18 protein-coding genes are annotated in these 21,610 nt (G+C 35.2%); 6 read left to right on the top strand and 12 right to left on the bottom strand.

All coding sequences use genetic code 11. The features are described 5' to 3' along the window. The first annotated feature begins 65 nt into the window (after nt 1-65). Nucleotides 66-1,448 (top strand): 3' terminal RNA ribose 2'-O-methyltransferase Hen1, encoded by a 1,383-nt coding sequence (locus IC221_RS14015; RefSeq protein WP_188169566.1) that lies wholly within the window; start codon nt 66-68, stop codon nt 1,446-1,448. Continuing rightward, nucleotides 1,438-4,011: a polynucleotide kinase-phosphatase gene (locus tag IC221_RS14010; RefSeq protein ID WP_188169565.1), complete on the top strand. Its 2,574-nt coding sequence runs from the start codon at nt 1,438-1,440 to the stop codon at nt 4,009-4,011. Before IC221_RS14015 ends, IC221_RS14010 begins: the two co-directional genes overlap by 11 nt. 73 nt (nt 4,012-4,084) lie before the next feature. Here IC221_RS14010 and IC221_RS14005 read toward each other — a convergent pair whose 3' ends face one another. Beyond that, the gene (locus tag IC221_RS14005; RefSeq protein ID WP_188169564.1) at nt 4,085-4,753 is read right to left on the bottom strand and encodes a PD-(D/E)XK nuclease-like domain-containing protein; all 669 of its coding nucleotides are present in this window, start codon (nt 4,751-4,753) and stop codon (nt 4,085-4,087) included. 266 nt (nt 4,754-5,019) lie between these two features. Here IC221_RS14005 and IC221_RS14000 point away from each other — a divergent pair, with 266 nt between their 5' ends. Further along, entirely contained in the window at nt 5,020-6,087 is a 1,068-nt protein-coding gene (locus IC221_RS14000) for a hypothetical protein (RefSeq protein ID WP_188169563.1), read from the top strand. A gap of 113 nt (nt 6,088-6,200) precedes the next feature. Here the strand turns inward: IC221_RS14000 and IC221_RS13995 are convergent, their stop codons facing one another. The 6 genes from IC221_RS13995 to IC221_RS13970 all read right to left on the bottom strand — a co-directional run bounded on the left by IC221_RS13995 (nt 6,201) and on the right by IC221_RS13970 (nt 10,988). Further along, nucleotides 6,201-6,731 (bottom strand): gliding motility lipoprotein GldH, encoded by a 531-nt coding sequence (locus IC221_RS13995; RefSeq protein WP_188169562.1) that lies wholly within the window; start codon nt 6,729-6,731, stop codon nt 6,201-6,203. After that, nucleotides 6,724-8,112, bottom strand: a complete 1,389-nt coding sequence (gene ricT, locus IC221_RS13990) for a regulatory iron-sulfur-containing complex subunit RicT (protein ID WP_188169561.1) — start codon at nt 8,110-8,112, stop codon at nt 6,724-6,726. Before ricT ends, IC221_RS13995 begins: the two co-directional genes overlap by 8 nt. 72 nt (nt 8,113-8,184) lie before the next feature. Then, nucleotides 8,185-8,646 (bottom strand): pantetheine-phosphate adenylyltransferase, encoded by a 462-nt coding sequence (coaD, locus tag IC221_RS13985; RefSeq protein WP_188169560.1) that lies wholly within the window; start codon nt 8,644-8,646, stop codon nt 8,185-8,187. After that, nucleotides 8,643-9,461: a DUF3822 family protein gene (locus tag IC221_RS13980; RefSeq protein ID WP_188169559.1), complete on the bottom strand. Its 819-nt coding sequence runs from the start codon at nt 9,459-9,461 to the stop codon at nt 8,643-8,645. Before IC221_RS13980 ends, coaD begins: the two co-directional genes overlap by 4 nt. Before the next feature lie 59 nt (nt 9,462-9,520). Beyond that, nucleotides 9,521-10,132 carry a hypothetical protein gene (locus tag IC221_RS13975; RefSeq protein WP_188169558.1) on the bottom strand — a complete coding sequence of 204 codons (612 nt, stop codon included), beginning with the start codon at nt 10,130-10,132 and terminating at the stop codon, nt 9,521-9,523. Between the two features lie 211 nt (nt 10,133-10,343). Next, a complete protein-coding gene (locus IC221_RS13970) occupies nt 10,344-10,988 on the bottom strand; it encodes a peptidylprolyl isomerase (RefSeq protein WP_188169557.1) in 645 nt (214 codons plus the stop codon). Between the two features lie 30 nt (nt 10,989-11,018). On the opposite strand from IC221_RS13970, the gene IC221_RS13965 reads away from it, so the two are divergent. Next, nucleotides 11,019-11,474, top strand: coding sequence for a VanZ family protein (locus IC221_RS13965; protein WP_188169556.1), 456 nt, complete (start codon nt 11,019-11,021; stop codon nt 11,472-11,474). A 40-nt stretch (nt 11,475-11,514) separates the two neighbouring features. Here the strand turns inward: IC221_RS13965 and IC221_RS13960 are convergent, their stop codons facing one another. Next, entirely contained in the window at nt 11,515-13,521 is a 2,007-nt protein-coding gene (locus IC221_RS13960) for a fused protease/ribonucleoside-triphosphate reductase (protein ID WP_188169555.1), read from the bottom strand. A gap of 477 nt (nt 13,522-13,998) precedes the next feature. On the opposite strand from IC221_RS13960, the gene IC221_RS13955 reads away from it, so the two are divergent. Continuing rightward, nucleotides 13,999-17,187 carry a SpoIIE family protein phosphatase gene (locus IC221_RS13955; protein WP_188169554.1) on the top strand — a complete coding sequence of 1,063 codons (3,189 nt, stop codon included), beginning with the start codon at nt 13,999-14,001 and terminating at the stop codon, nt 17,185-17,187. A 15-nt stretch (nt 17,188-17,202) separates the two neighbouring features. Here the strand turns inward: IC221_RS13955 and IC221_RS13950 are convergent, their stop codons facing one another. The 4 genes from IC221_RS13950 to IC221_RS13935 all read right to left on the bottom strand — a co-directional run bounded on the left by IC221_RS13950 (nt 17,203) and on the right by IC221_RS13935 (nt 20,478). Continuing rightward, the gene (locus tag IC221_RS13950; RefSeq protein ID WP_188169553.1) at nt 17,203-17,493 is read right to left on the bottom strand and encodes a KTSC domain-containing protein; all 291 of its coding nucleotides are present in this window, start codon (nt 17,491-17,493) and stop codon (nt 17,203-17,205) included. 63 nt (nt 17,494-17,556) lie between these two features. Next, nucleotides 17,557-18,549 carry a ribosome small subunit-dependent GTPase A gene (rsgA, locus tag IC221_RS13945; protein ID WP_188169552.1) on the bottom strand — a complete coding sequence of 331 codons (993 nt, stop codon included), beginning with the start codon at nt 18,547-18,549 and terminating at the stop codon, nt 17,557-17,559. Nucleotides 18,550-18,635: 86 nt separating this feature from the next. Beyond that, nucleotides 18,636-19,880, bottom strand: coding sequence for a 3-deoxy-D-manno-octulosonic acid transferase (locus IC221_RS13940; protein WP_223241381.1), 1,245 nt, complete (start codon nt 19,878-19,880; stop codon nt 18,636-18,638). A gap of 91 nt (nt 19,881-19,971) precedes the next feature. After that, on the bottom strand, nt 19,972-20,478 hold the full coding sequence (locus tag IC221_RS13935) for an RNA polymerase sigma factor (protein WP_188169551.1): 507 nt from the start codon (nt 20,476-20,478) through the stop codon (nt 19,972-19,974). A gap of 156 nt (nt 20,479-20,634) precedes the next feature. Here IC221_RS13935 and IC221_RS13930 point away from each other — a divergent pair, with 156 nt between their 5' ends. Next, nucleotides 20,635-21,525: a zinc dependent phospholipase C family protein gene (locus IC221_RS13930; protein ID WP_188169550.1), complete on the top strand. Its 891-nt coding sequence runs from the start codon at nt 20,635-20,637 to the stop codon at nt 21,523-21,525. Nucleotides 21,526-21,610: the final 85 nt, after the last annotated feature.

Genomic DNA, 21,610 nt, shown 5'->3' with positions numbered 1-21,610 from the left:
AGGAATGAGATATTTCTAGCTTAGTCTATAGCAGGAATTAAATTTTTTTGAAACTTAAAAATCAAATGTTACTCAACATCACAACTACGCATCAGCCTGCGTCTGTATTGGGGTTTATGTTGCATAAGCATCCCGATAAACTGCAAACTGTAAAACTGTCCATCGGAAAAGCACATGTATTTTATCCCGAAAGCTCAGAAGAGAAAACAACAGTGTCATTGTTGTTGGATATTGATCCAATTGACATGGTAAGGGGAGGTAGAAACCTGTCAGGAAAAGGATTCGCATTGGGTCAATATGTGAATGATCGACCCTATGTGGCTTCGTCATTTATGAGCGTAGCCTTATCGAAAGCTTTTTCAACAGCGATGAACGGAAAGTGTAGTCATGATCCCAGTCTTGTAGATGTTGAGATGCCCTTTGAAGTAAGTTTAACTTCATTGCCAGCTCCAAAAGGTGGGGAATTGCTGATTAGAAATATGTTTGAGCCTCTAGGTTATGAGGTGGAATTGGAACGTTATACGTTGGATGAAAAATTCACGGAATGGGGCGATAGTAAATACTTTACATTGAATTTGAAGCATATTTTAAAATTGAAAGATCTGCTTTCTCACCTGTATGTTTTAATTCCAGCATTGGACAATGATAAGCATTATTTTGTGAGCAATAATGAAGTTGAAAAATTGTTGGACAAAGGAAAAGAATGGTTGAAAAACCACCCTGAGAAAGAACAGATTACCAAAAGGTATCTTTTTAATTTAAGCCATCTTTCAAGAAAAGCCTTAGAACAACTTCGTGATGAGGATGTCGCAGAAAATGAGGTGGAGGAAAATGTGAAGAAGGAAACATTGCATACTCAACGTTTGAAATTGGTCTTGGAAAAACTTTTAGCTTCCGGGGCTAAAAATGTGATTGATTTAGGTTGCGGAGAAGGAAAACTGATTCGAATGCTAATCAAGGAAAAGCAATTAGAGAAAATTGTCGGAATGGATGTTTCCTATCAAGATTTGACCAAGTGCAGGGAACGACTGCATTGGGAGGAAATGGCGCCTAAGCAAAAAGAACGAATAGATCTTTTCCAAGGAGCATTGACGTACCAAGATGACCGTTTGGCAGGGTTTGATGCGGCTACGATTGTGGAAGTGATTGAACATATGGATGAAAGCCGTCTTCAATCTTTTGAAAGGGTTGTATTTGAATTCGCGAAGCCTAAAACGGTTTTTCTTACCACACCAAATGGTGAGTACAATGTACTTTATGAGAGCATGGAAGAAAATACTATGCGTCATACAGACCATCGTTTTGAATGGACAAGAGCAGAGTTTGAAACGTGGGCAAACAAAGTAGCCGAAACGTACAATTACACCGTTTCATTTTTACCAATCGGAGAAGAAGACAGTAAAGTAGGAGCTCCATCACAAATGGCAATTTTTAATCATGGAAATTAAAGTACCTGAATTATCATTAGTACTTCTTATCGGTTCTTCGGGTTCGGGTAAGAGTACATTCGCAGCAAAACATTTTAATCAATACGAAGTCGTATCATCAGATATTTGCAGAGGCATAGTGTCTAATGATGAGAACAGTCAGAAAGCGTCACAGGATGCTTTTGATGTATTGAATTTTATTATAGAAAAAAGGCTGAAGAACGGCCTGCTTACGGTAGTGGATGCTACCAACGTTCAGAAGCAAGCAAGAAAGAATTTGTTGAATCTTGCTAAAAAATACCATACGCTTCCTGTAGCCCTTGTTTTAGATATGCCTCAGAAAGTATGTGAGGAAAGAAATAAGGAAAGGGAAGATCGTAATTTTGGCAATCATGTCATTAGAAATCAGCAACAGCAACTTCGAAAATCAATCAGAGGCTTGAAGAAGGAAGGTTTCAGAAAGACTTATGTGTTAAAAGGAGAGGAAGAGGTGGAAGCTGTCACTGGAGTGGTAAGAGAAAAACTCTACAATGACAAGAAAGATGTACATGGTCCTTTTGATATCATTGGTGACATTCATGGCTGTTATGATGAAACAATTGAATTATTAGAGAAACTTGGTTATTTGATCGATCAGGTGGAAGATAATGGTTCCAATTATGGTATCGAGGTAACACACCCAGAAGGTAGAAAAGTGATTTTCTTAGGTGATTTGGTTGATAGAGGGCCAAAATCTCCTGAAGTATTGAAGTTGGTGATGAGCATGGTCAGAAGTGAAGTCGCTTTATGTGTGCCTGGTAATCATGACATCAAATTACAAAAGAAACTGAGTGGTAGAGATGTGCAATTGAAGCACGGATTGGAAGTGACGATGGAACAGCTGGAAGGTGCTTCTGATGCATTTTTAGAAGATGTAAGAGAGTTTCTTTACAGTCTAGTCAGTCATTATATTTTAGATAATGGAAAATTGGTAGTCGCTCATGCAGGGGTGAAAGAAGAAATGCAGGGAAGAGGATCTGGGGCAGTACGATCATTCTGCCTTTATGGAGAAACCACAGGTGAAATTGATGAATTTGGCCTGCCAGTCCGATACAACTGGGCTTCGGAATACCGAGGTAGTGCGAAAGTGGTGTACGGTCACACTCCAGTTCCAGAAGCAGAGTGGTTTAATAAGACTATTGATATTGATACAGGTTGTGTATTTGGAGGGAAATTGACCGCATTACGTTATCCAGAAGAAGAATTGATTTCGGTGGATGCGGCAAAGGTGTATAGTGAGCCAGTAAAACCTTTGGAAGCAGGAAGTTCATCAGGCATGTCACATCAGCAGGAATATGACGATTTGTTGGTGATTGATGATGTCATTGGAAAGCGAATAGTACAGACAAGGTTGAGAAATAACCTTACTATTAAGGAAGAGAATTCCATTGCTGCACTAGAAGTAATGAGTCGATTTGCGATTAATCCAAAATGGTTGATCTACTTGCCTCCAACTATGTCTCCTTGTGAAACGAGTGATTTGCCTAACTATTTAGAACATCCAAAAGAAGCGATCAATTACTTCAAAAAACGTGGAGTAGAGCAGTTGGTTTGTGAAGAAAAGCACATGGGCTCAAGGGTTGTTCTTGTGGTTTGTAAAAATGAAGAAGTCGTACTGAAGCGTTTTGGTATTGAAAATGAAGGCATCGGAGTTTGTTATACTAGAACTGGAAGAAACTTTTTCAATGATCAGACTATAGAAAAAGAATTCTTGAGTAGAGTGCAAAGTGCCTTAATGGAATCAGGGTTCTGGGAACAATTTGATACCGATTGGGTCTGTTTAGATGCTGAATTGATGCCTTGGTCTGCTAAAGCACAGTCGCTGTTGAAAGATCAATATGCTGCAGTAGGTACTTCTGCTCAGAAATCACTGTCGGCTGTAGAGGAGGTATTGCAAAAAACACAAAGCAGAGGAGTGGAAGGCATTGAACAATTATTGTCAAAAGTAACTGATAAAAGAGGGACAGTTGATAAATATATTGATGCCTATAGAAACTACTGTTGGGAAGTGAAATCAATCAGTGATTATAAATTAGCTCCATTCCATATTTTAGCCACAGAAGGTCATGTTCATGTAGATAAAGACCATCAATGGCATATGGAAAAGATCCAATCGATTTGTGAAGCAGATAAGGAAATTTTCAGAGTCACACCTTACAAAATTGTGAATACAAAAAGTGAGGAGAGCATTGAAGAGGTCATTGATTGGTGGACAGATTTGACTTCAAAAGGTGGTGAAGGAATGGTGGTGAAATCCTTCGACTTCATTACTCGTGGAAAAGAGGGGTTGCAACAGCCTGCTATAAAATGTAGAGGAAGTGAATATTTGAGAATCATCTACGGTCCGGAATATGATTTGCCAGAAAATCTTGAACGACTTAAAAATAGAGGACTTTCAAGAAAACGTTCTTTGGCGTTGAGAGAATTTGCTTTGGGTATTGAGAGCTTAGAGCGTTTTGTACAACAAGAACCATTGAGGCGAGTGCATGAAACAGTTTTTGGAGTTTTAGCTTTAGAAAGCGAAGAAGTAGACCCAAGATTGTAAATTTGTTCTCAACAGGTCTAAAAATCAAAACCTCCCATCGTAGTTTTTTTACGATGAGAGGTTTTTTATTGAGTTATTTTCTTAGTGAAAGTGCCGTTTCATGAAGTGTAGCATCATCTGCAATTTTCTTCAGTAACACCTCCGCTTTTTTTCTGCCGTGAACCAAGTACTCATCTTCTTTATTCCATTCCAGTCTGAAAAGTCTTCCTTTAGAAGTTTTACTCACGCCAATAACACGAGCAATAGGCGCTTGGATTGGAATATTGTAAAATGAAATCTGTCTGTCAAAGTCTTTTTGTAAAACCTGCTTTTCAAACGCCTGACGCATATTTCTAGAAGTAGTCTTAAGGTCCAACACCACTTCACCTTCAATAAAAAGGTCGGGTTTTGCTTTACATTCTAGCCCCGTAAGAGGATCTTTCCAGAAAATACATTTTTCAATTAATACATTGGGGTGTGAAAGCAACTCATTCAAAAGAGGGTAATTTCTAGCAGTAGCGGCTATTCTTCCAATTTTATTGGCTTGCGGAGCCGTTAGCTTTTTTTGCATATCCACCCATTTTTCAGGTTCTAAAATTGCGGTGTGTAAATATGTGCCTTCTCTCAAAGCTTTTTTAGGAGTAAAAGGAGGTTGATTTAAAAGGTGCATTTGAGCATTTTTCAAATCGGTATTTGCAAGGGCAGGGTGTGCTCTGTATTCCGCCTCAGGCATATCTACTATATCGTAAGCAATTTTTGACATATAAATGAGTTTTTTCTGTCTTGCAAAGATGCAGTTAACTCTTGTAACTCACAACTCTTTTCTTTTGATGAAACCTCATCTTTTGTGATTGAAATTCTTAAAAAGTTATGAATGACAGCTTGAAAGAAAGTTTTTTGGAGATAGTAATCACAAAACAATAAAATACAGCAAATATATTGGAGTACTTCGTTAAATTTACTCAGAATCCATTTCAAGAATTATCAAAAGAAGGTTGTGCTTTTGGTATCGGTTAGAAGAATGATAATATGGCTTTAATTAGTAAGAAAAAATTACCTTATCCGGTTACAGAACCGTTAGAATATTTTTTAGATCAATACGATAGGATCTCTCCAGTAAATATCAAGTATGAAGATCTGACGCGTTTTAATAATGCAATTCCACTTTATGACTCACAAGGGGAGGATACTTTGTGGATTACTGTATTTTATCCACAGGATGATATGGAAGAATTGTATAAAACGCTTAAAAAACTTTATGCATCTTTGAGAGCCGATGGTAACCTGACGGTCATGGAACACCTTTTTGTGGATAGGGTAGATATGTGTACTTACGGTAATACCAAGCCATTTAGAGTGAGAATTGTAAACCGAATCAACGATAACTTTGACTACTTCTATATCAAAGTGGCCGATGCTTCAAGGATTTATGGTTTAGAATTAGAAGATATTTTATCACCGAATAAGGTGAGTTATCTCGTGACAGAACAGACGCTAATTGAGGAGCATATTCCGGGTATTCCTGGTGATACATTTATCAATAGCTATTTAGAAGATGGTCATCAAAATAAAACGCGTTTGACAAAGGAGTTTGTGAAATTCAATGAAAGATGTTTTGTACAGCTTCTAGGAGATATGCACTCTTCAAACTGGGTAGTTCTAATGGTACCTGATTTTGATGAAATCAACTACAGAATTAGACCTATTGACTTTGACCAACAGAGTTATGAAGGAAGAAGAAATATTTATATGCCACAATTCTACCGCCAGAACAACGCCATTTTAAAGCTGATGATGGGTAAAATTTCTTGGGAATCAGTAAGACAGTACCAAGCAGAGGAACGTTTTATGATTGCTAGTAGAGTAATGGGTTTCCGTCACAGAGCAAAGGATATTTTAAGAACGATGCGTAAGGATGTAATTGCACCAAGAGAAAATGTGATGTCATTGAGACAAGATCTTTCGGAACATTATAATAGCTCTAGGTTCTTGAAATGTGAAAATATGGGAGAGATTGTGACTGAATCAATTGAGCATGTTTTAAGAAGACAAGATAAATACAAAGACATGTTTGACTCTTCACAGTATGAACAATAAGCAAACAAGGAGAGGAATACTTTTATAGAAGTAATGCTTACTATTAATGCATTAAAAAAGGAGATCTAGTATTTTAAAATACCGGATCTCCTTATTTTTACCTTTAGAAAAACTTAATTTTTTTCTACTTTTTCCAATCGATACCCAACTCCAATAACACCTGTCAATTCATCAGGTCGCATAAAGTGAGCTACTTGGAATGTGTAATTTCCCTTTTTAGGAAATTTGAAATTTTCTTTCAGTTTCACTGGGTGATTATAAATCGCTCCAGTACTTGAATTTCCAATGGATTGCTCAACTTTACCGAATGGTTCTCCTGTTTTCATCTTAAACAGTTGACAATCTTTCATTGTTTCAGCAACTAAAGTATCAACTTCATCAAGTGTACCGTTTTCTACCAGAGAATACTTAATGTAAATATTCTGAAAAGGGTAGTCATTCGTGTTTCTTATGTAAGTAATCAGATTGTACTCCGTATTGATATCTTCCACATCAAATTGAAATGATGCCAATGAATCAATATTCCAAGTTTCATTCTCATAATCCACAAACTCTTCGTGAACCATTTGAGAATCACAAGAAATCATGAATAATGATAAGATTAAACATAAGAAAGGTAAAACTATTTTAGTAGGATTACTCATTTGTATTGTTAGGTCTTCTTCTTTTTCCTCTGAAATTTCCTCTTTGAGGTTTTCTAGTAGTTCCTCCCTCTTTTTTAGATTTAGGCTGTTGCTTAGGACCGTTATTTTGCTTTTTAGGCTCATTTGGCTTTTGTTCAGCATTATTGCCTTTTTGTCTATTAGGGAAGTTACCTCTCTTTTTAGCCGGTCCGTTATTTTGCTTTTTACGAGGCTGATTTTTCTGACGGTCACTTGGTTGTTGGCCTTTTTTATTGTCAGGTGCCTGTTTATTTTGATCCGGCTTACGTTTTCCTTTATTTTTCTTCTGAGGTACAGGTTGTTTGTCTAGCACAGAACTTAACTTCTGTTCCTGCATCACTGAAGTTTTGTCAATTGTATTCTCTTCAAGCGTTTCAGGGAATTTTCCTCTTTCGTTCATCTTAGAGATTTCATGCACTCTTTTGGTAGAAATCGCATGCCATGTTGTTTCTCCTTGGAAACTAAACCACATTCTCTTACGGAAAATATCCACTTTTTGAAGTACTGCCTCTCCCTTTTGTGTCTTTAGGTTTTTATCCAATAATGGAATATCGACCAAAGCATCAATATAAGTTTCCAATTCATAGTTGAGGCAGCATTTTAATCTACCACATTGACCAGATAACTTACTTGGGTTTAAAGAAAGGTTTTGATAACGAGCTGCTGAAGTAGAAACACTTTTGAACTCAGTCAACCACGTAGAACAGCATAACTCTCTACCACAAGAACCAATACCACCTAGTCTACTTGCTTCCTGTCTTAAACTAATTTGACGCATTTCTACACGAATCTTAAATTCGCTAGCTAACACTTTAATTAATTGACGGAAATCTACTCTGTCGTCTGCAGAGTAGTAGAATGTAGCCTTAGAATTATCCGCTTGGAAATCAACATCAGAGAGTTTCATTTGTAACTCCATGTCCTGTATAATTTCACGAGTACGGTATAAAGTTGGGATTTCTCTATTCTTTACCATTGCTAACTTCTCCAAGTCTTTAGGAGTAGCGTGGCGAAGAATATTTAATAATTCATCCTCTTCTTCATTAATCCCTTTTTTGATCAATTGTAACCTTACTAAATCGCCTTGTAAACTCACATGACCAATATGGTGTCCATTGCCCGTGTCGACAACTACTGGATCACCTGTATATAATTCAAGGTGAAGGTGATTTTTAAAATAACCTTTTCTACCACCCTTGAATTTTATTTCTACTATATTAAAACGTTGCGATGAGGGGAGATCCATGTCGCCTAGCCAATCGAAAGAATTCAATTTACTACAGCCGCCAGAACTACAGTCGCCATTACTGCCACATCCCGTTGGTACCCCACATGCTCCCGTTGCACACGATTGACATCCCATATCTATATATCTTTAAGTCTATCTTTCGATAGGTTTGGCAATTTAGCCGAATGCAAAAATGCATCAAAAAAATTAATATTCCGATTCTAATTTGAATGGAACAAACTCACTTACACTGTGACCAAATTTATGTAGTTCACGGATAATGGATGAACTGAGGTGAGAAAATTCTGGTGAAGTGTAAATAAATACAGTATCAATACCGTTCACATATCTGTTTGCTTGGGCAATACTGTTTTCGTATTCAAAGTCAGTGGTATTTCTAAGGCCTCTTAATAAAACGCAGGCTCCAAGATCTTTCGCTACTTTGGCAGTGAGATCTTGATATAAAATGACTCTTATACTTGGATTATCTTTAAAATAGTCTTCGATCAATGTTTTCATTTTTTCAGCAGGGAAAAAACGTTTTTTCTTTGTGTTATGACCGATACCGATGACAATTTCGTCAAACAATTGTGCTCCTCTTAGAGCAATATCTTCATGTCCTTTTGTGAAAGGATCAAAAGTGCCTGGAAAAAAAGCAATTCTTTTCATTTATATAATTTCATATTGCCTATAATATCAACGGCAGCATGTTGATGAGGCTCTTGGTCAAATTGATAAGCATATAGCACATCTTTTGGCTTATTTCCAAAAGTTACTTTGCCTATGAATTTTCTTAAGGTGTTAATCTCTTCTGCATTATTACTTAATTCACCCCAAATGTATAATTCCGTTTCTTTGGCTGATAAACCTAATTCATCAACGACAAAAAGAATGAAATACAACATGTCTTGAGCTGTTTTATACTTAAAAGTATTCGCAAAAGAGAGGGAGTTATTTCCATTGGTTTTGACTATGCAAATAGTATCAGTGTCAATATAACAATGAATGCCATTTGCTAATTCACCTACCTCATTGATAAAACTATTCGCATAGTGATTGTAAGAAATGCTAGAGTTACTATACATTTCATTAAGCCACTCTTCTAGTTCTGAGGGAAGTGCATAAACAATAGAAGCTCCAAAATTTGTAGCGTTCTTAAAGACTTTGTCTTTTTTACTACTAAACTTTGAAGACAGTTTTAAAATATTCTGTTCGGTTTCTTCATCGGCAATATCATCAGGCACAAATGCAAAAGATGATAGAGCGGAGATGATGTGTACTCTTTTCCAAAATGCAGCATTAAGGAAAGGGTGTTTCTGCACTATATTATGCAGATTTACGATTAAGGCAGTGGTATTCATTGCCGTCTCGTATGAATAAGATTCAAGAGCTAAACACTCGTTGTTTTCAGGGTCGTATACTCCTATAACAAGACAGCTTTGATGTATTCTCAAATGCAAGCTGTATTCAGCTAGCCGAGCCACATCAAAGCTGTTTGAATGTACGGAGTATCTGACTGATTCTAATAGCAGATCTTCCAATATTATTCCCAGTTACCTGCAGTAGTTGCTTCACTTAGTGAACCAAACTTAAGAAGTCTTCTTGTTGGTGAAGCATTAGATTCTTTACGTTGTTTATCTAGTGGGAATTTATCCACACATTCAACATAAGAAACCATTGCGTTACCCTTCTTTTCTTTTGCTGCAGAAAGTTCAAATTCTTTGCCGTCTTTACCAGCGATGTATCTTAACTTTGATGCGTCAAAATTACCGTATTCCTCAACAGGGAAAATCTTTTCTCTTACTTGAGTAGCTCCGATTGTATCATACTCGATACGAACAGAATCTGTACGTGTGTAGTATAATGGATCGTTTTTCTTACGAGCTTGGATAATTTCTTTCTTTTGTACGTTATAAATTGTGTCACTATCAATGAACATCGCTAACGTATCCCAAGAAGCAGTATATTGCTTGTATCTCGATAAATAAGCTGTCTCCGCTTCACGGATCATTTTTAATTGTTTGATCACACGAGCTTCGGACTTCTTAATCTGCTCACTTAACTCAATAGTGTCGAATACGCTATGAAATAACGTGTAGCCTAAATATACTACAACTGGCACCATTAACAAAGTAAGTATTTTTGTTTTTGTCATTTTTCTACAAAGAGTTTGTTGTAATCTTGCTGCGAACTAAATACTAAGTCCAAATTGAACTATACTAAATAATAAAGTCAATGCAAAACTTTATAACCTAGATCCAATTCAGACATTGGCAAATTTAATTAGTTTTCGGATAAAAAATAATCTCATTAACCTAAAACTTGTTACTGAATCTTTATAATTCGTGTTTTTTTTACATTATCACTTAAAATTGGCTCAAATCGTACATTTTCTGAAGATTCTTTCTTTTTTCTTTAACAACTTTTATATTTATTTCTACTCTTTTTAACGGTTTACCTTCGTTGTTAATTTCTAAATCAGCGAGTTTTTCAACCACATCCATACCTTTTACAACCATCCCGAACACTGTATACTCACCATCCAAATGATGTGCTCCTGCTTTGGCTTGGACAATATAGAATTGTGAACCACTTGAAGATTTATTAGGGTTGATTTCGTCATTTTGTCGAGCGGCACCTACCATGCCATAATCATGCACTAGCGTAGAATCAAATTCGCTATTTATGGTATAACCAGGGTTGCCAATTCCAACTCTTGTTGAATCTCCATTAGGTCGTGTGTTAGGATCTCCACCTTGAATCATAAAGCCTTTTAAAACTCTATGAAATGTGGTGCCATTGTAAAAACCATCCTTGGCAAGATGAATGAAATTCTTTTTGTGATCTGGCGTTTTGTCAAACAAAATGAGGACTATTTCTCCATAAGAACTTGTCATATGGATAACTTCATCTTTTCCTTTCAACTTCTTTTTACTTTGTGCGAAGCTCGCATTTGTAAAAAAAGAACATAAAAAAACAAGAATATAAAATGATAATGAGAATGAACGCATATTTTTGTACTTGAAAAATATTAATTACTTATGGCGAAAATAGAAAACAAGAACGAGTTTAAGAAAAAACTTTTATGGTTACTTCCATCATTCTTATGGTTTCTGATGACTATCAAGTTATTACTGACGGTAAGCCCAGTGGACGGTGATAGCTTTTTACTTAATTTACCTTACGGAGATAAAATTGGGCATTTTGGTATTTTCGGAATTTTCACTGCCTCGCTATTATTTTCTCTTTGTGGAGGGAGGTTTTTCAATAATGAAAGAAAACCAATAATAGTTACGGTCTTAATTATTATTTTTTCCTGGGGGATGTTGACCGAATTACTTCAAGGGATTCTCCTAGATGCACGGGAAGGTGATTTTTGGGACTTTGTTGCCGATGCAAGTGCGGGAGTGATTGGTATCTACTGTTATGAATTGCTTCATAAAATAATCAATCAGGTTCCCATCTATAATTATAAAAGAATAGAGCACCCTTTATAAATATAAAAGGTGCTCTAACTATTTCTAATGAAGTGTGAAATTAAAGTTGGCAGTGGTCGCCATCACAGAATTTCTCCGCTTCAACATCTTGACCTTGTCCTAAATCATTAAAGTTAAGAGGCTTGATGTGTTTTGCTAATTCCTCATACTTGTCTTTAGAAATTTCTTCGTAAGGCATTTGAGGATAAACAGTATTTCCTAACTCTAATTTCGGTAAGAAACTAATTGATTTCAAGTGATACTGGAAGTAGTTCAAGATAGGCTCAATTTGGCTGGCCTCGTCTTTCTTGAAAGTCACTGTTACAGAAACTTGGTTATCTGCCCAGTATTTCTGTAAGAAAGCGGCTAAATGTACTTGCTCCCAAATTCCTACTTGATTGACTGTTCTTACATTGTCGATACTTACCGGAATAGAAACAACCATTGTGTCTGATTCAGAAACACTTGGCTCAACATGATAGTTGGCTGCAATACATTTCTCAATCAATGGCGATTTTTTCGATAAGCGGATACGACGGATATAGTGGTTACTTTCAGGGTAGTGCATACCTGGTGTCACACCTGGTAAAAGTGATACTGTTCCTGAAGGTTTTACTGAAGTTGTTTTTACTGAAGGAGTTACACACAACCACTCAGAATAAATTCTATCCCAGTTTTGAATTGTGTTGTATCCATCATCACACCAGTCTCTGAATGTGTCTAATCCTTGGTTCTCAACAAACTGAGCAATACCAGACATAGAAGTACCAATTCTTCTGTTTCTTAATAATACTCTGTTCGTTTCAGGCCAGTGTGTATTTGTCAACGTTACAGTTTTCGCATATAAATAAGCAAACTTCAACGTTCTTAAATAATCTTCTTTATTTGTCGCTCTCGTAGGGAAAGTTTCTACTAAACAGCAAAGTTCATAAGATTCCAAAGTTTGCTCAGCACATGGGTTAGTACCCATTGCTCTGTTGTCTTTGTTGTCAGGAGCGTCACCCATACGTCCAAACTTACGCATGTTGTCTAGCCAGATATAACCAGGCTCTCCATTGACTGCAGATTGAGCAGCAACTTTTTTGTAATCCATTCCCACATGTGAGAATACTGAGTTATTTGAAGACCAACCATATTCAGAACGGTGTGCTGAAGATCCTTCCATTTGTTGTGTTTCAGGATTCCAACGATAGTCTTTCAATTTTAAGTATTCATCATCGTCTGCTTCACCAAATACAATTTCAGCAGAACGTCTAACGTTACCTGCAACAACACAGCAGCCGATCATATTCATGATGTCCACGATGTCCGTAACAGTGATCGTAGCATCTTCATTTCTACCTTCAAACATAGCACGAATTTGATCGTGTAGTTTTAATAAAGGTCCTGCACCTGATGCGATTCCACCAAAACCTTTGATTGGTAAACCTGCTTCTCTAATTTTTGAATAATCAAATTCTACGTTCACTCTACCTTTGTGGAAGAAAGAGTCAAGTAGCATTCCAGTACTGTTTACCCAACCTTCTCTACTATCAGGTATTACGTATGTAACCTTGTCTTCTTTGTTGGGTTGATAAATAGTGACAGTTCCAGCACCTTTAGTATCGAAACCAACACCTACACCCAACATTGACATGTCCATTAAGAACTCAAAAGGTTTTGTAGGGTCTGAAGCCATTGTTTCTGTACTTACAAAAGAACAGTTGTTTAAGGCTGCGAAGAGGTTTCTCTTTGTTGTTAATTCAGAACCCATTGCCCAAAGACCACGACCAGGAGGTAAAAACTTCATGTTAAACATGCGGTCAAACATCTCTTGAGCAGAAAGCTGAGCTTTGTTGTCATCCCATCCTAATTGGTACTTTAAGATGTGGTTCTTTTGGATCGTATAAGTACCTTCAACGACACGCCTTACAGTTTCCCACCATACTTCGTTGGTTCCGTCGTCTTTTAAGCGGGAATAAGTACGCATGTATACTAATTCTCCAAGACCGTTGAAGCCGAAAGGTGGTTTAGTATTTTTGTACTTTTCAAGGAAATCATCGTTCAAGATAAATTTATATGTCATCATTATATTAGAAAAGTTATAGTGCATCGAAACGGCTAAAAATGCACGAGTAAACTGGAATTTATATCACTCCTATAAATTAATAAAAGTTATCTAAAATTGCACACAAAGTTTGATTGGATATTTAATATCTATTTGTATATCAATAAATTATGTAATTCTAAATACTTTAAAAGAAAAATTAAGATAATTGAGCTACATCAATACAGATTAATGGATTTTAACGGATTGCTGTCTTTACACTTGTCTTAAAATGTTCTACAAAATAAACGAGGTTATTCATGAAAATCAATGTTGCATTTTTAATATTTTATTTTCATGAGGTAACGATCTAAAAATAAAAAATAACTTTCTGTAAAATTTATTGTGAATTCATTGATCATTTGTGTAAATTCTATCGAATTAACCAATTAAAAATATAGCGGACTTTTAATTTTGACCCAAAAAATAAAAATCATAATATCTTCAAAACATAGGCTGTTGCTTATCTGGCGTTTCTCTCTGTTAACTTTATTGAGTGGATTGTTGTGTTCTCAGGTATCATTTGCTCAATGGCAAAAAGTGACTTACAATGAACTTAACGGCTTGCAGAATAGCCTTGTGAAGGGAGTGTCTAGTGATAGTCTTGGATTTATGTGGCTAGCAACAGATGATGGACTCATACGCTTTGATGGTACCAATTTTACTCAATTCAAAGAGGAATTGCCTAGTAAATATGTGAAAAGCGTTTTCACAACTTCTACAGGAAAAACACTTGCTACCACAGATCTTGGTTTGGTGAGAGTAAATACCTTCCCTAATCATCCTACATTAGATATTATTATCAAGGGGGATAACTATGCCTCTGATACTTTGATGTGGTATCCAAAATCAATTTTTGAATGTAGTGATAAAAAAGTTTGGGTGAGTGATAATCATGCAATCTATAAGTTTGATTCTGATTTGAAGCTTCTAAACAGATATCAATTTTCTGAGCGGGATTTACCTACAAACTTTCAACGTTCATTTGCAATATTAGAAGATCCTGTACTTGGGATATACACGTTTTCAGAAGCAGGTTACTTGTATAAATACAATTCTTATAAAGATTCTTTTGAAGAAGTACCACTTTTAACGACTAACGAGAGGATTAATCATGCTTTTTTCTTTAAAGGTAAAATAATAGTAGCCACCCAATCAGGTGTAGCTGAAATCATATTAAATAAAAATGGGAAGGAGATTTTGTCTAAGAAACTTATCCTCCCTATTTCAGCCTCTCATATTACAAAGTATCAAGATGATGAGTGGATTGCAGGAACATGGACTGATGGAGTATACAAAGTGAAAGTGCTGAAAAGTGGTTATCAGATGGAGAAAATGGATTTTATTAAGCAGAAGGTGATATCTTCTGTGTTTGTTGATAATTCACAAAATATTTGGTTAGCATCAGATAATGGAGCATTGTATTTAAAGGAACAATATTTTAGTTCTCCGTACAAAAAATATACGAATGGTTATATACAGTCAATTATCGAGGATGAAGATAAGGTCATCTTTACGGATGGTAATACGGTTTATTTCTGTGATAGTCAATCCAATCATTTATTGGATCGATGGAAAATTCCAAGTGAATTTGGGATTGTATTGAGGATGATTAGAATTGAGGATGAGTATTGGTTTACAACAAATTTAGGTGATTTTTTAGTCTATTCTATTGAAGGTGATTTTTTAAGAAGAATTGAATGCTCAGAATATGGAGGAGCAATTTACGATGTCGTTTATTCTCCAAAATTTGGTCTTTGGTATTTACAGGATCATAGTGGTTTATATAACCTACATAGAATGAAGTATCCTTCTACTTATGATAGGAGTAAAGGAGTAGAAGGGAAGATTAATACCATTAAAATTCTAGACGGTCAGCTTTATCTTGGAGGAAGTAGTGATGAGGCTTATTTCTATAAGTTCAATACCAAATTTCAAAAGTTTGAAAACCTAAGTAAACCTGTAGCGATCACAAGAAATGTGGCTATTGGAATTAACGACTTTTTAAAAGCTGGAGATGACTTTTATCTCGCAACTAATTTTGGGTTGGCGAAGTTCTCTGAAGATTCTTTAATTGATTGTAAAATACCAAACCTAAAATTAGGAGCTGTAAAAGGAGTTGTTCAAGATCATAGGAATAACAATGTTTTTTGGCTTACGAATTCGAATGGTTTGGTAAGAATTGAAGATTGGAAAGACTATCTAGTATTTGATGAAATTTCTGGTTTACCTACCAAGACAATGACCTACAGAGGAATTCTTCTGAGTGAAAATGATGAAATTTGGGTAGGTACAGCTGCTGGTATTGGTGTTTCTAAAAAATTAGTAAGTATACAAGCGACGCCCACTCCAATCTTTACATCGATTAAAAACTCTAATTTTGATTTTAACCCAAAAGATAAACCTGAAATTGCAAAATCCTCTTATATAGAATTTCAGTTTGCAAGTTTGTCGTACCCTGGCAATTTAATTCAGTATAAATTTAGGTATAATCAAGGGGAGTGGAAGAACCTTGGTTGGGCCAATAAATTTATCGTATCTGGTCTTGAAACAGGTAAATATACTTTAGAGTTAATGGCAAAACAGACAGGAGAATATCATTGGAGTGAGCCAGCTCGTTTTTATTTTGTAGTATCTGAAAGATGGTATCGAACTTGGTATGGGATTTTAGGTGCATTTTCTGTTTTGTTTGGTGGAATATTTATTGTGTTTAAGCTTTATGATGAAAAGAATCAGCATGATAAAGAAATTCTAGAAAAGCTGGTGAGTGAACGTACAGAAGAGGTAAAGCAAAAAAATAAAATTCTTTCCAATCGAGAATTAATACTCAAAAAACAGGTCTCTAAATTCATGAATCTTAATAGTGTATTAGAGAAAAAGCAAAAAGAAGTAGAGGAGCAATTGCTTTATGCTAATTCGCTTCAATCCGTAGTTTTGCCTTCTTTAGAAAAAATGAATAAACACATTCAAGATTCATTTGTTCTATTCATTCCAAAAGAAACTGTATCAGGAGATTTTTATTGGGAAAAGACATTTGAGGATGAGAATGAAGTAGTTTCTTATTACGTCGTAGGAGATTCTATAGGGCATGGTATTCCTGGTGTAATTCAATCAATTATTGGTTTGGATTTGTTGAATCAGGTAGTGAATGACCGAAAAGTGAAAACAAATGATATATTAGAGCAACTAGATATCAAACTTTGCCAAATTGCCGAAAAAGATCCTACTATGATTGGTATGGACTTAGTAGTGTTACGGGTAGTAAAAATTGGTAAAGAGATGAATGTGGAATTCTCTGGAGCGAAAAGGCCTCTATTTTATATTGAAGATAACCAACTATTTGAAGTGAAAGGTACTAGAAGAGCAATAGGAGATGAGCCTACGCATGTAAAGGCAAAAGGATTTCAAGTTCACACTATGAAATTTAAGCCTAATACACTCCTATACCTTACTTCAAATGGTTATTATGACCAATTTAATAGTAAAGAAAAAAGGATTGGAATATCTAAATTTAGGGATTTATTGCGAGGTCTGTCAGATATAGAGTCACTAAGCGAACAAAAAGAGTGGCTTAATGACTATTATTTAAGATGGAGGGGTAAAGCAGAACAAATTGATGATATTACAATTCTAGGGTTGAGATTGTAGTTGGAAGTTGATTGTTTAGTAAGGAACTTTACTGTTCGGATTAAATATTTTTTTGAAGAAGCTAAAGAATGAGTTTTCTTCTTTCTTGTACCTTTTGAGTTCTCTTAAAAGGGCTTTTCCTTTTGAAGGAGCTGTAATGATCATATCAAATGAATCGGCAGGGAAATTTTTGTAGACTCTGTTTTCGCCTGCATGTCTCCCACGCTTATAAGCTACTTGTAAAGACTTTTTTTGTCTGTCATAAATCAAGAATTCGATAAGAGTCGATTCTGGTGTGATAATCTTTTCAACGAGTATTTCTCTCATAATTTGTATAGTTTCAACAGGTATTATCTTTTAATTGTCAAGATAATAGATCACATTTTAGTATTATTTTCTGTTATCATCTCCCTCTAACATACTTAAATAACTTAAGTACCTAGAGGTTGCTATAATTCCTTTATCCACAAGTTCAAGCACCTTACAATGTGGTTCATGTGTATGGGTGCAGTTGTTATATTTGCAGTCATGCATCACATCTCGGATTTCTGGGAAAAAATGACCTAATTCATTTTCTTCAATTCCCATAATCCCTAGTTCCTTTATGCCGGGAGTATCAATCAAATGACCGTTGTGGTCTTTCAACTCAAACATCTCAGCAAAAGTTGTGGTGTGCTTACCCTTATTGGCAAATAGCGACACCTCATCTGTTTTCTGGTGCACATTTGATGCCAATTTATTGAGTAGGGTTGACTTTCCAACGCCTGAATGCCCCACAAGAAGAGAAGTTTTGTCTTTGATAATGGATTTAATCTCTTCTAAGTTGCTATTTTCTAAAGCAGATATTCTCAAACATTTATAGCCTAAAGCTTCATACATCTCTTTTAAGTCATCCAAATAAGCTCTGCTTTCATCGTCCAATAAATCATCTTTATTGAAAGCAATGTATGTTGGTACATTGTACGATTCAGCAGCGACTAAAAAGCGATCAATGAACCCTAAAGAAGTTTTAGGTAATGCTAGAGTAGCAATTAAAATAGCTTGATCGATATTGGCTGCAATTGCATGTCCATGGTATTTCTTTCTAGTAGATTGTCTTAGAATAACATTTTTTCTAGAAAGAATATCATGAATAATCACTGTGTTTTCAACCTCATCTTCAATGGAATACTCAACAAAATCTCCCACTGCAATAGGGTTTGTTAATTTCATTCCTTTCAATTTTAATTTGCCTCTCAAGCGACCTTGAAAGCTTCTTTTTGTATCACAATCAATGACGGTGTACCAAAGTCCAGTTGATTTTGTGATTAAGCCTTGAAACTTTACAACTTCAACTTTCTCTACTTGTTTTTTCTTTTTTGATGTACTTTTCTTTTTTGCCATTGAGTGATAAAGAAGATAAAATAAAATATTTTAATTAGGAACGAATTCGACTTAGAGTGCAAAAGTACCTTATTTTATTGAATTTTCTACAAGACTTCTTTACAAAAATCAATGATTTTGTCAGTGCTTCCTAAGTTTTCTTCTACATACTTTTTTGTGATGTTACCAGTATTCAAGCGGTAGTTTTTATCATCAAATAATTGTTTCATTTTGTTGAAGCATTCTTCTTCATTTTGAAGGCTAAAAGCCCCTTGTCTATCAACAAGCTGAATTGCTTCATTAAATTTAGAGTATTCTTTGCCGAATATGACTGGTATTCCAAATGTAGCTGGTTCAAGTATGTTATGAAGACCTTCTCCGAAAGCTCCACCAATGTATGCAACATCTGCGTATTGATATAACGAAGATAATAGGCCTACGTTATCTATGATGAGCAAATTTTTGTCTTTTATGTTCTCTGATGTACTATTTGAGTAAGTTATGCCTTTTTTTGATGAAAAAGTATTAAATATTTCATCAATTTTTTTGTCGGAAATTTCATGTGGAGCTACAATCCACTTTATATTTTTGAGTTCGGCAGCTGTTTTTTTAAGTGCTTGAATGTCTCTTGGCCAGCTACTTCCCACTACTACAGTAAATGAATCTTTACTGAAAGCTTCTGCAATTTGGTCTACTCTTGGTTTCTGACAAATGGCTGCAACCCTATCAAACCTAGTGTCGCCCGCTATCATTTTGCTGTTGATGTTGATAGAAGATAATAGGTCGTAGGAGTTTTGATCTTGTGTGAAGAAATAATCGAACTGTTTCAACATGTTCTGTTGAAATCCTCCTTTATTTTTAAAGAATGCCTGATTGGCTCTGAATATCGTAGAAAAGGAAATGATTTGTGCATTTACCTTTTTGAGTTCCTTTAAGTAGTTATGCCAAAATTCGTATTTTACAAAAAAAGCAATTTTCGGCTGAACGTATTTTACAAAGCTAGAAGTGTTGGATTTAGAATCAATGGGTAGATAATATACAAAGTCTGCATATTCATAATTTTTTTGAACTTCATATCCACTTGGTGAATAAAAGGTCAAAACGATGATATAATTTGGAAACTGTTGCTTGAATGCTTCAATGACAGGTCTTCCTTGTTCAAACTCTCCTAAAGACGCGCAATGAAACCAAGCAACGGCTTTTGTGTTATCTGAGAAATCATTCTTTATCTTTTGAATTAAATTTTTTCGGCCCTCAACAAACAATTTTGCTTTGGGGTTAAATAAGGCAACTGCACTCATTGCTCCAGAGTAAGCATGTATACCTAAGTTGTAAAACGCTTCTTTTAACATGATGCAAATTTATAAATTTAAATAATGAATCAATGAAAGAGTGGTTTTACTTAATTATGATTTAGCGTATTCTTAAAATTTAATTCAATGATTACAGCTCGTAAACCTTTAAAATTTGTTTTAACTCTTTTCTAGCTAAAAATATTCTATTTTTTACGGTTCCGATTGGAATGTTTAAGCGTTCTGAAATCTCGTGATATTTAAAACCTCTGAAATACATTACGAAAGGTCTTTTGTAAATTTCTTCTAAATCTTCTATTGCTGCTTGAATATCATCCATCGCGAAATTACTGTAGGCAGCATTCTTTTGTTCAATATTAGTACTGTTGATAAAATGTAAATTATCAGTAGTGTCGATGAAAGTCTTTCTTCTTGATGTTTTTTGATAATCTGTTAAGAAAGTATTTTTCATGATGGTAAATACCCAAGCTTTCAAATTTGAGCCTGTAGTAAATTTTTCCTTGTTTGAAAATGCCTTCAACATTGTTTCTTGGATTAGGTCTTTTGCGTTGGAATGGTCTTTTGTAAGCTTCATTGCAAATGGTTCCAATGAAGGTATCAAAAACTGTATGTGATTATTAAATTCTACTGCTGTCATGATATTATGTTTAACGATTTGGTGATTTGTTTAAACAATAATAGAGGTTAAAAATTTATTATCAAAATTTTGTTTAATAAAAATTAGAATAGGTTAAACAAAAATGGAAATTTGTTGATTTTGTCATATTTACAGAGCTTGCTTAATCGATTCATTATGTCGAAATTGCTTAGAAACAAAGACTTAACGACGATGCTATTACAAACTATTTCTATCTTGTTCTGGGGATTTTATGCCCATGTGACAATCAACACTGAGGCAGTATTAATACTTCCACAAGAATTATTTCCTTTCTACAAAAGTCAACTTTCAGAAATTAAAAAAGGAGCCGTAAGACCTGATCAGAGAAGAGGTTTATTAGAACGAGAAGGAGGTAAGCATTATATTGATATTGAACATTATTCTGACTCAATACTATTAAAAACAATAACTTACGAAGAAGCTTTATTGATATATGGTGAAAAACACTTGATGGAAAATGGTGAGGCACCATGGAATCTTATTCGTTATTATTATATGTTGAGAAAGGCTTTTGAGGATCGAAATGAGAAACTGATTATCAAGTATTCCAGCGAGGTGGGGCATTACATTGCTGACCTTCATGTTCCTTTACATACCACCGAAAATTATAATGGGCAATTGACAGGACAGATAGGTATACATTCTTTTTGGGAATCGACTCTACCTGAGCACTTTGGGAATTACTATTCTTTTTCGGGTTTAGAACCTTATTATATTGAAGATATCAAAGAAACGGTATGGCAAATCATGCGAGAATCCCACGCTCTGGTCGATAAAGTGTTGAAGGATGAGCGGGTAATAGTTAAACAATTACCATCAAGCTCAGGAATGACAATTAAAAGAAGAGGGAGGAGGCTTGAAATACAGGCTTCAGAGGAGTACGCGAAAGCTTATCATGATAAATTAGGTGGAATGGTAGAAAACAGAATGCAACTTGCCGTTCAACGAATTGCGTCTTTCTGGTATACTTGCTGGATAGATGCAGGCCAACCTGAACTAACAAAAGCTAGAAACACTATTGAATAATTCAATGAAATATCTAAATAGTTTAATTGAAAAAATATTATTGTTAATGTTGAACTTTTCTTGAAAATAAGAAGTTATATTGATT

Origin of the sequence: Flammeovirga sp. EKP202 (genome assembly GCF_014534745.1) — a bacterium.
Classification (GTDB): domain Bacteria; phylum Bacteroidota; class Bacteroidia; order Cytophagales; family Flammeovirgaceae; genus Flammeovirga.
This window is presented reverse-complemented; position numbering and strand designations above follow the sequence as displayed.

Bases quoted from the DNA above. Each gene is read 5' to 3' on its own strand.
- rsgA (WP_188169552.1), bottom strand. From the start codon at position 18,549: ATGGCAAAAAAGAAAAGTACATCAAAAAAGAAAAAACAAGTAGAGAAA.
- IC221_RS13940 (WP_223241381.1), bottom strand. From the start codon at position 19,880: ATGTTAAAAGAAGCGTTTTACAACTTAGGTATACATGCTTACTCTGGA.
- IC221_RS14015 (WP_188169566.1), top strand. From the start codon at position 66: ATGTTACTCAACATCACAACTACGCATCAGCCTGCGTCTGTATTGGGG.
- IC221_RS13995 (WP_188169562.1), bottom strand. From the start codon at position 6,731: ATGAGTAATCCTACTAAAATAGTTTTACCTTTCTTATGTTTAATCTTA.
- IC221_RS14010 (WP_188169565.1), top strand. From the start codon at position 1,438: ATGGAAATTAAAGTACCTGAATTATCATTAGTACTTCTTATCGGTTCT.
- IC221_RS13935 (WP_188169551.1), bottom strand. From the start codon at position 20,478: ATGACAGCAGTAGAATTTAATAATCACATACAGTTTTTGATACCTTCA.
- IC221_RS13965 (WP_188169556.1), top strand. From the start codon at position 11,019: ATGGCGAAAATAGAAAACAAGAACGAGTTTAAGAAAAAACTTTTATGG.
- IC221_RS13975 (WP_188169558.1), bottom strand. From the start codon at position 10,132: ATGACAAAAACAAAAATACTTACTTTGTTAATGGTGCCAGTTGTAGTA.
- IC221_RS13930 (WP_188169550.1), top strand. From the start codon at position 20,635: ATGTCGAAATTGCTTAGAAACAAAGACTTAACGACGATGCTATTACAA.
- IC221_RS14005 (WP_188169564.1), bottom strand. From the start codon at position 4,753: ATGTCAAAAATTGCTTACGATATAGTAGATATGCCTGAGGCGGAATAC.
- IC221_RS13970 (WP_188169557.1), bottom strand. From the start codon at position 10,988: ATGCGTTCATTCTCATTATCATTTTATATTCTTGTTTTTTTATGTTCT.
- IC221_RS13960 (WP_188169555.1), bottom strand. From the start codon at position 13,521: ATGATGACATATAAATTTATCTTGAACGATGATTTCCTTGAAAAGTAC.
- IC221_RS13950 (WP_188169553.1), bottom strand. From the start codon at position 17,493: ATGAGAGAAATACTCGTTGAAAAGATTATCACACCAGAATCGACTCTT.
- coaD (WP_188169560.1), bottom strand. From the start codon at position 8,646: ATGAAAAGAATTGCTTTTTTTCCAGGCACTTTTGATCCTTTCACAAAA.
- IC221_RS14000 (WP_188169563.1), top strand. From the start codon at position 5,020: ATGGCTTTAATTAGTAAGAAAAAATTACCTTATCCGGTTACAGAACCG.
- ricT (WP_188169561.1), bottom strand. From the start codon at position 8,112: ATGGGATGTCAATCGTGTGCAACGGGAGCATGTGGGGTACCAACGGGA.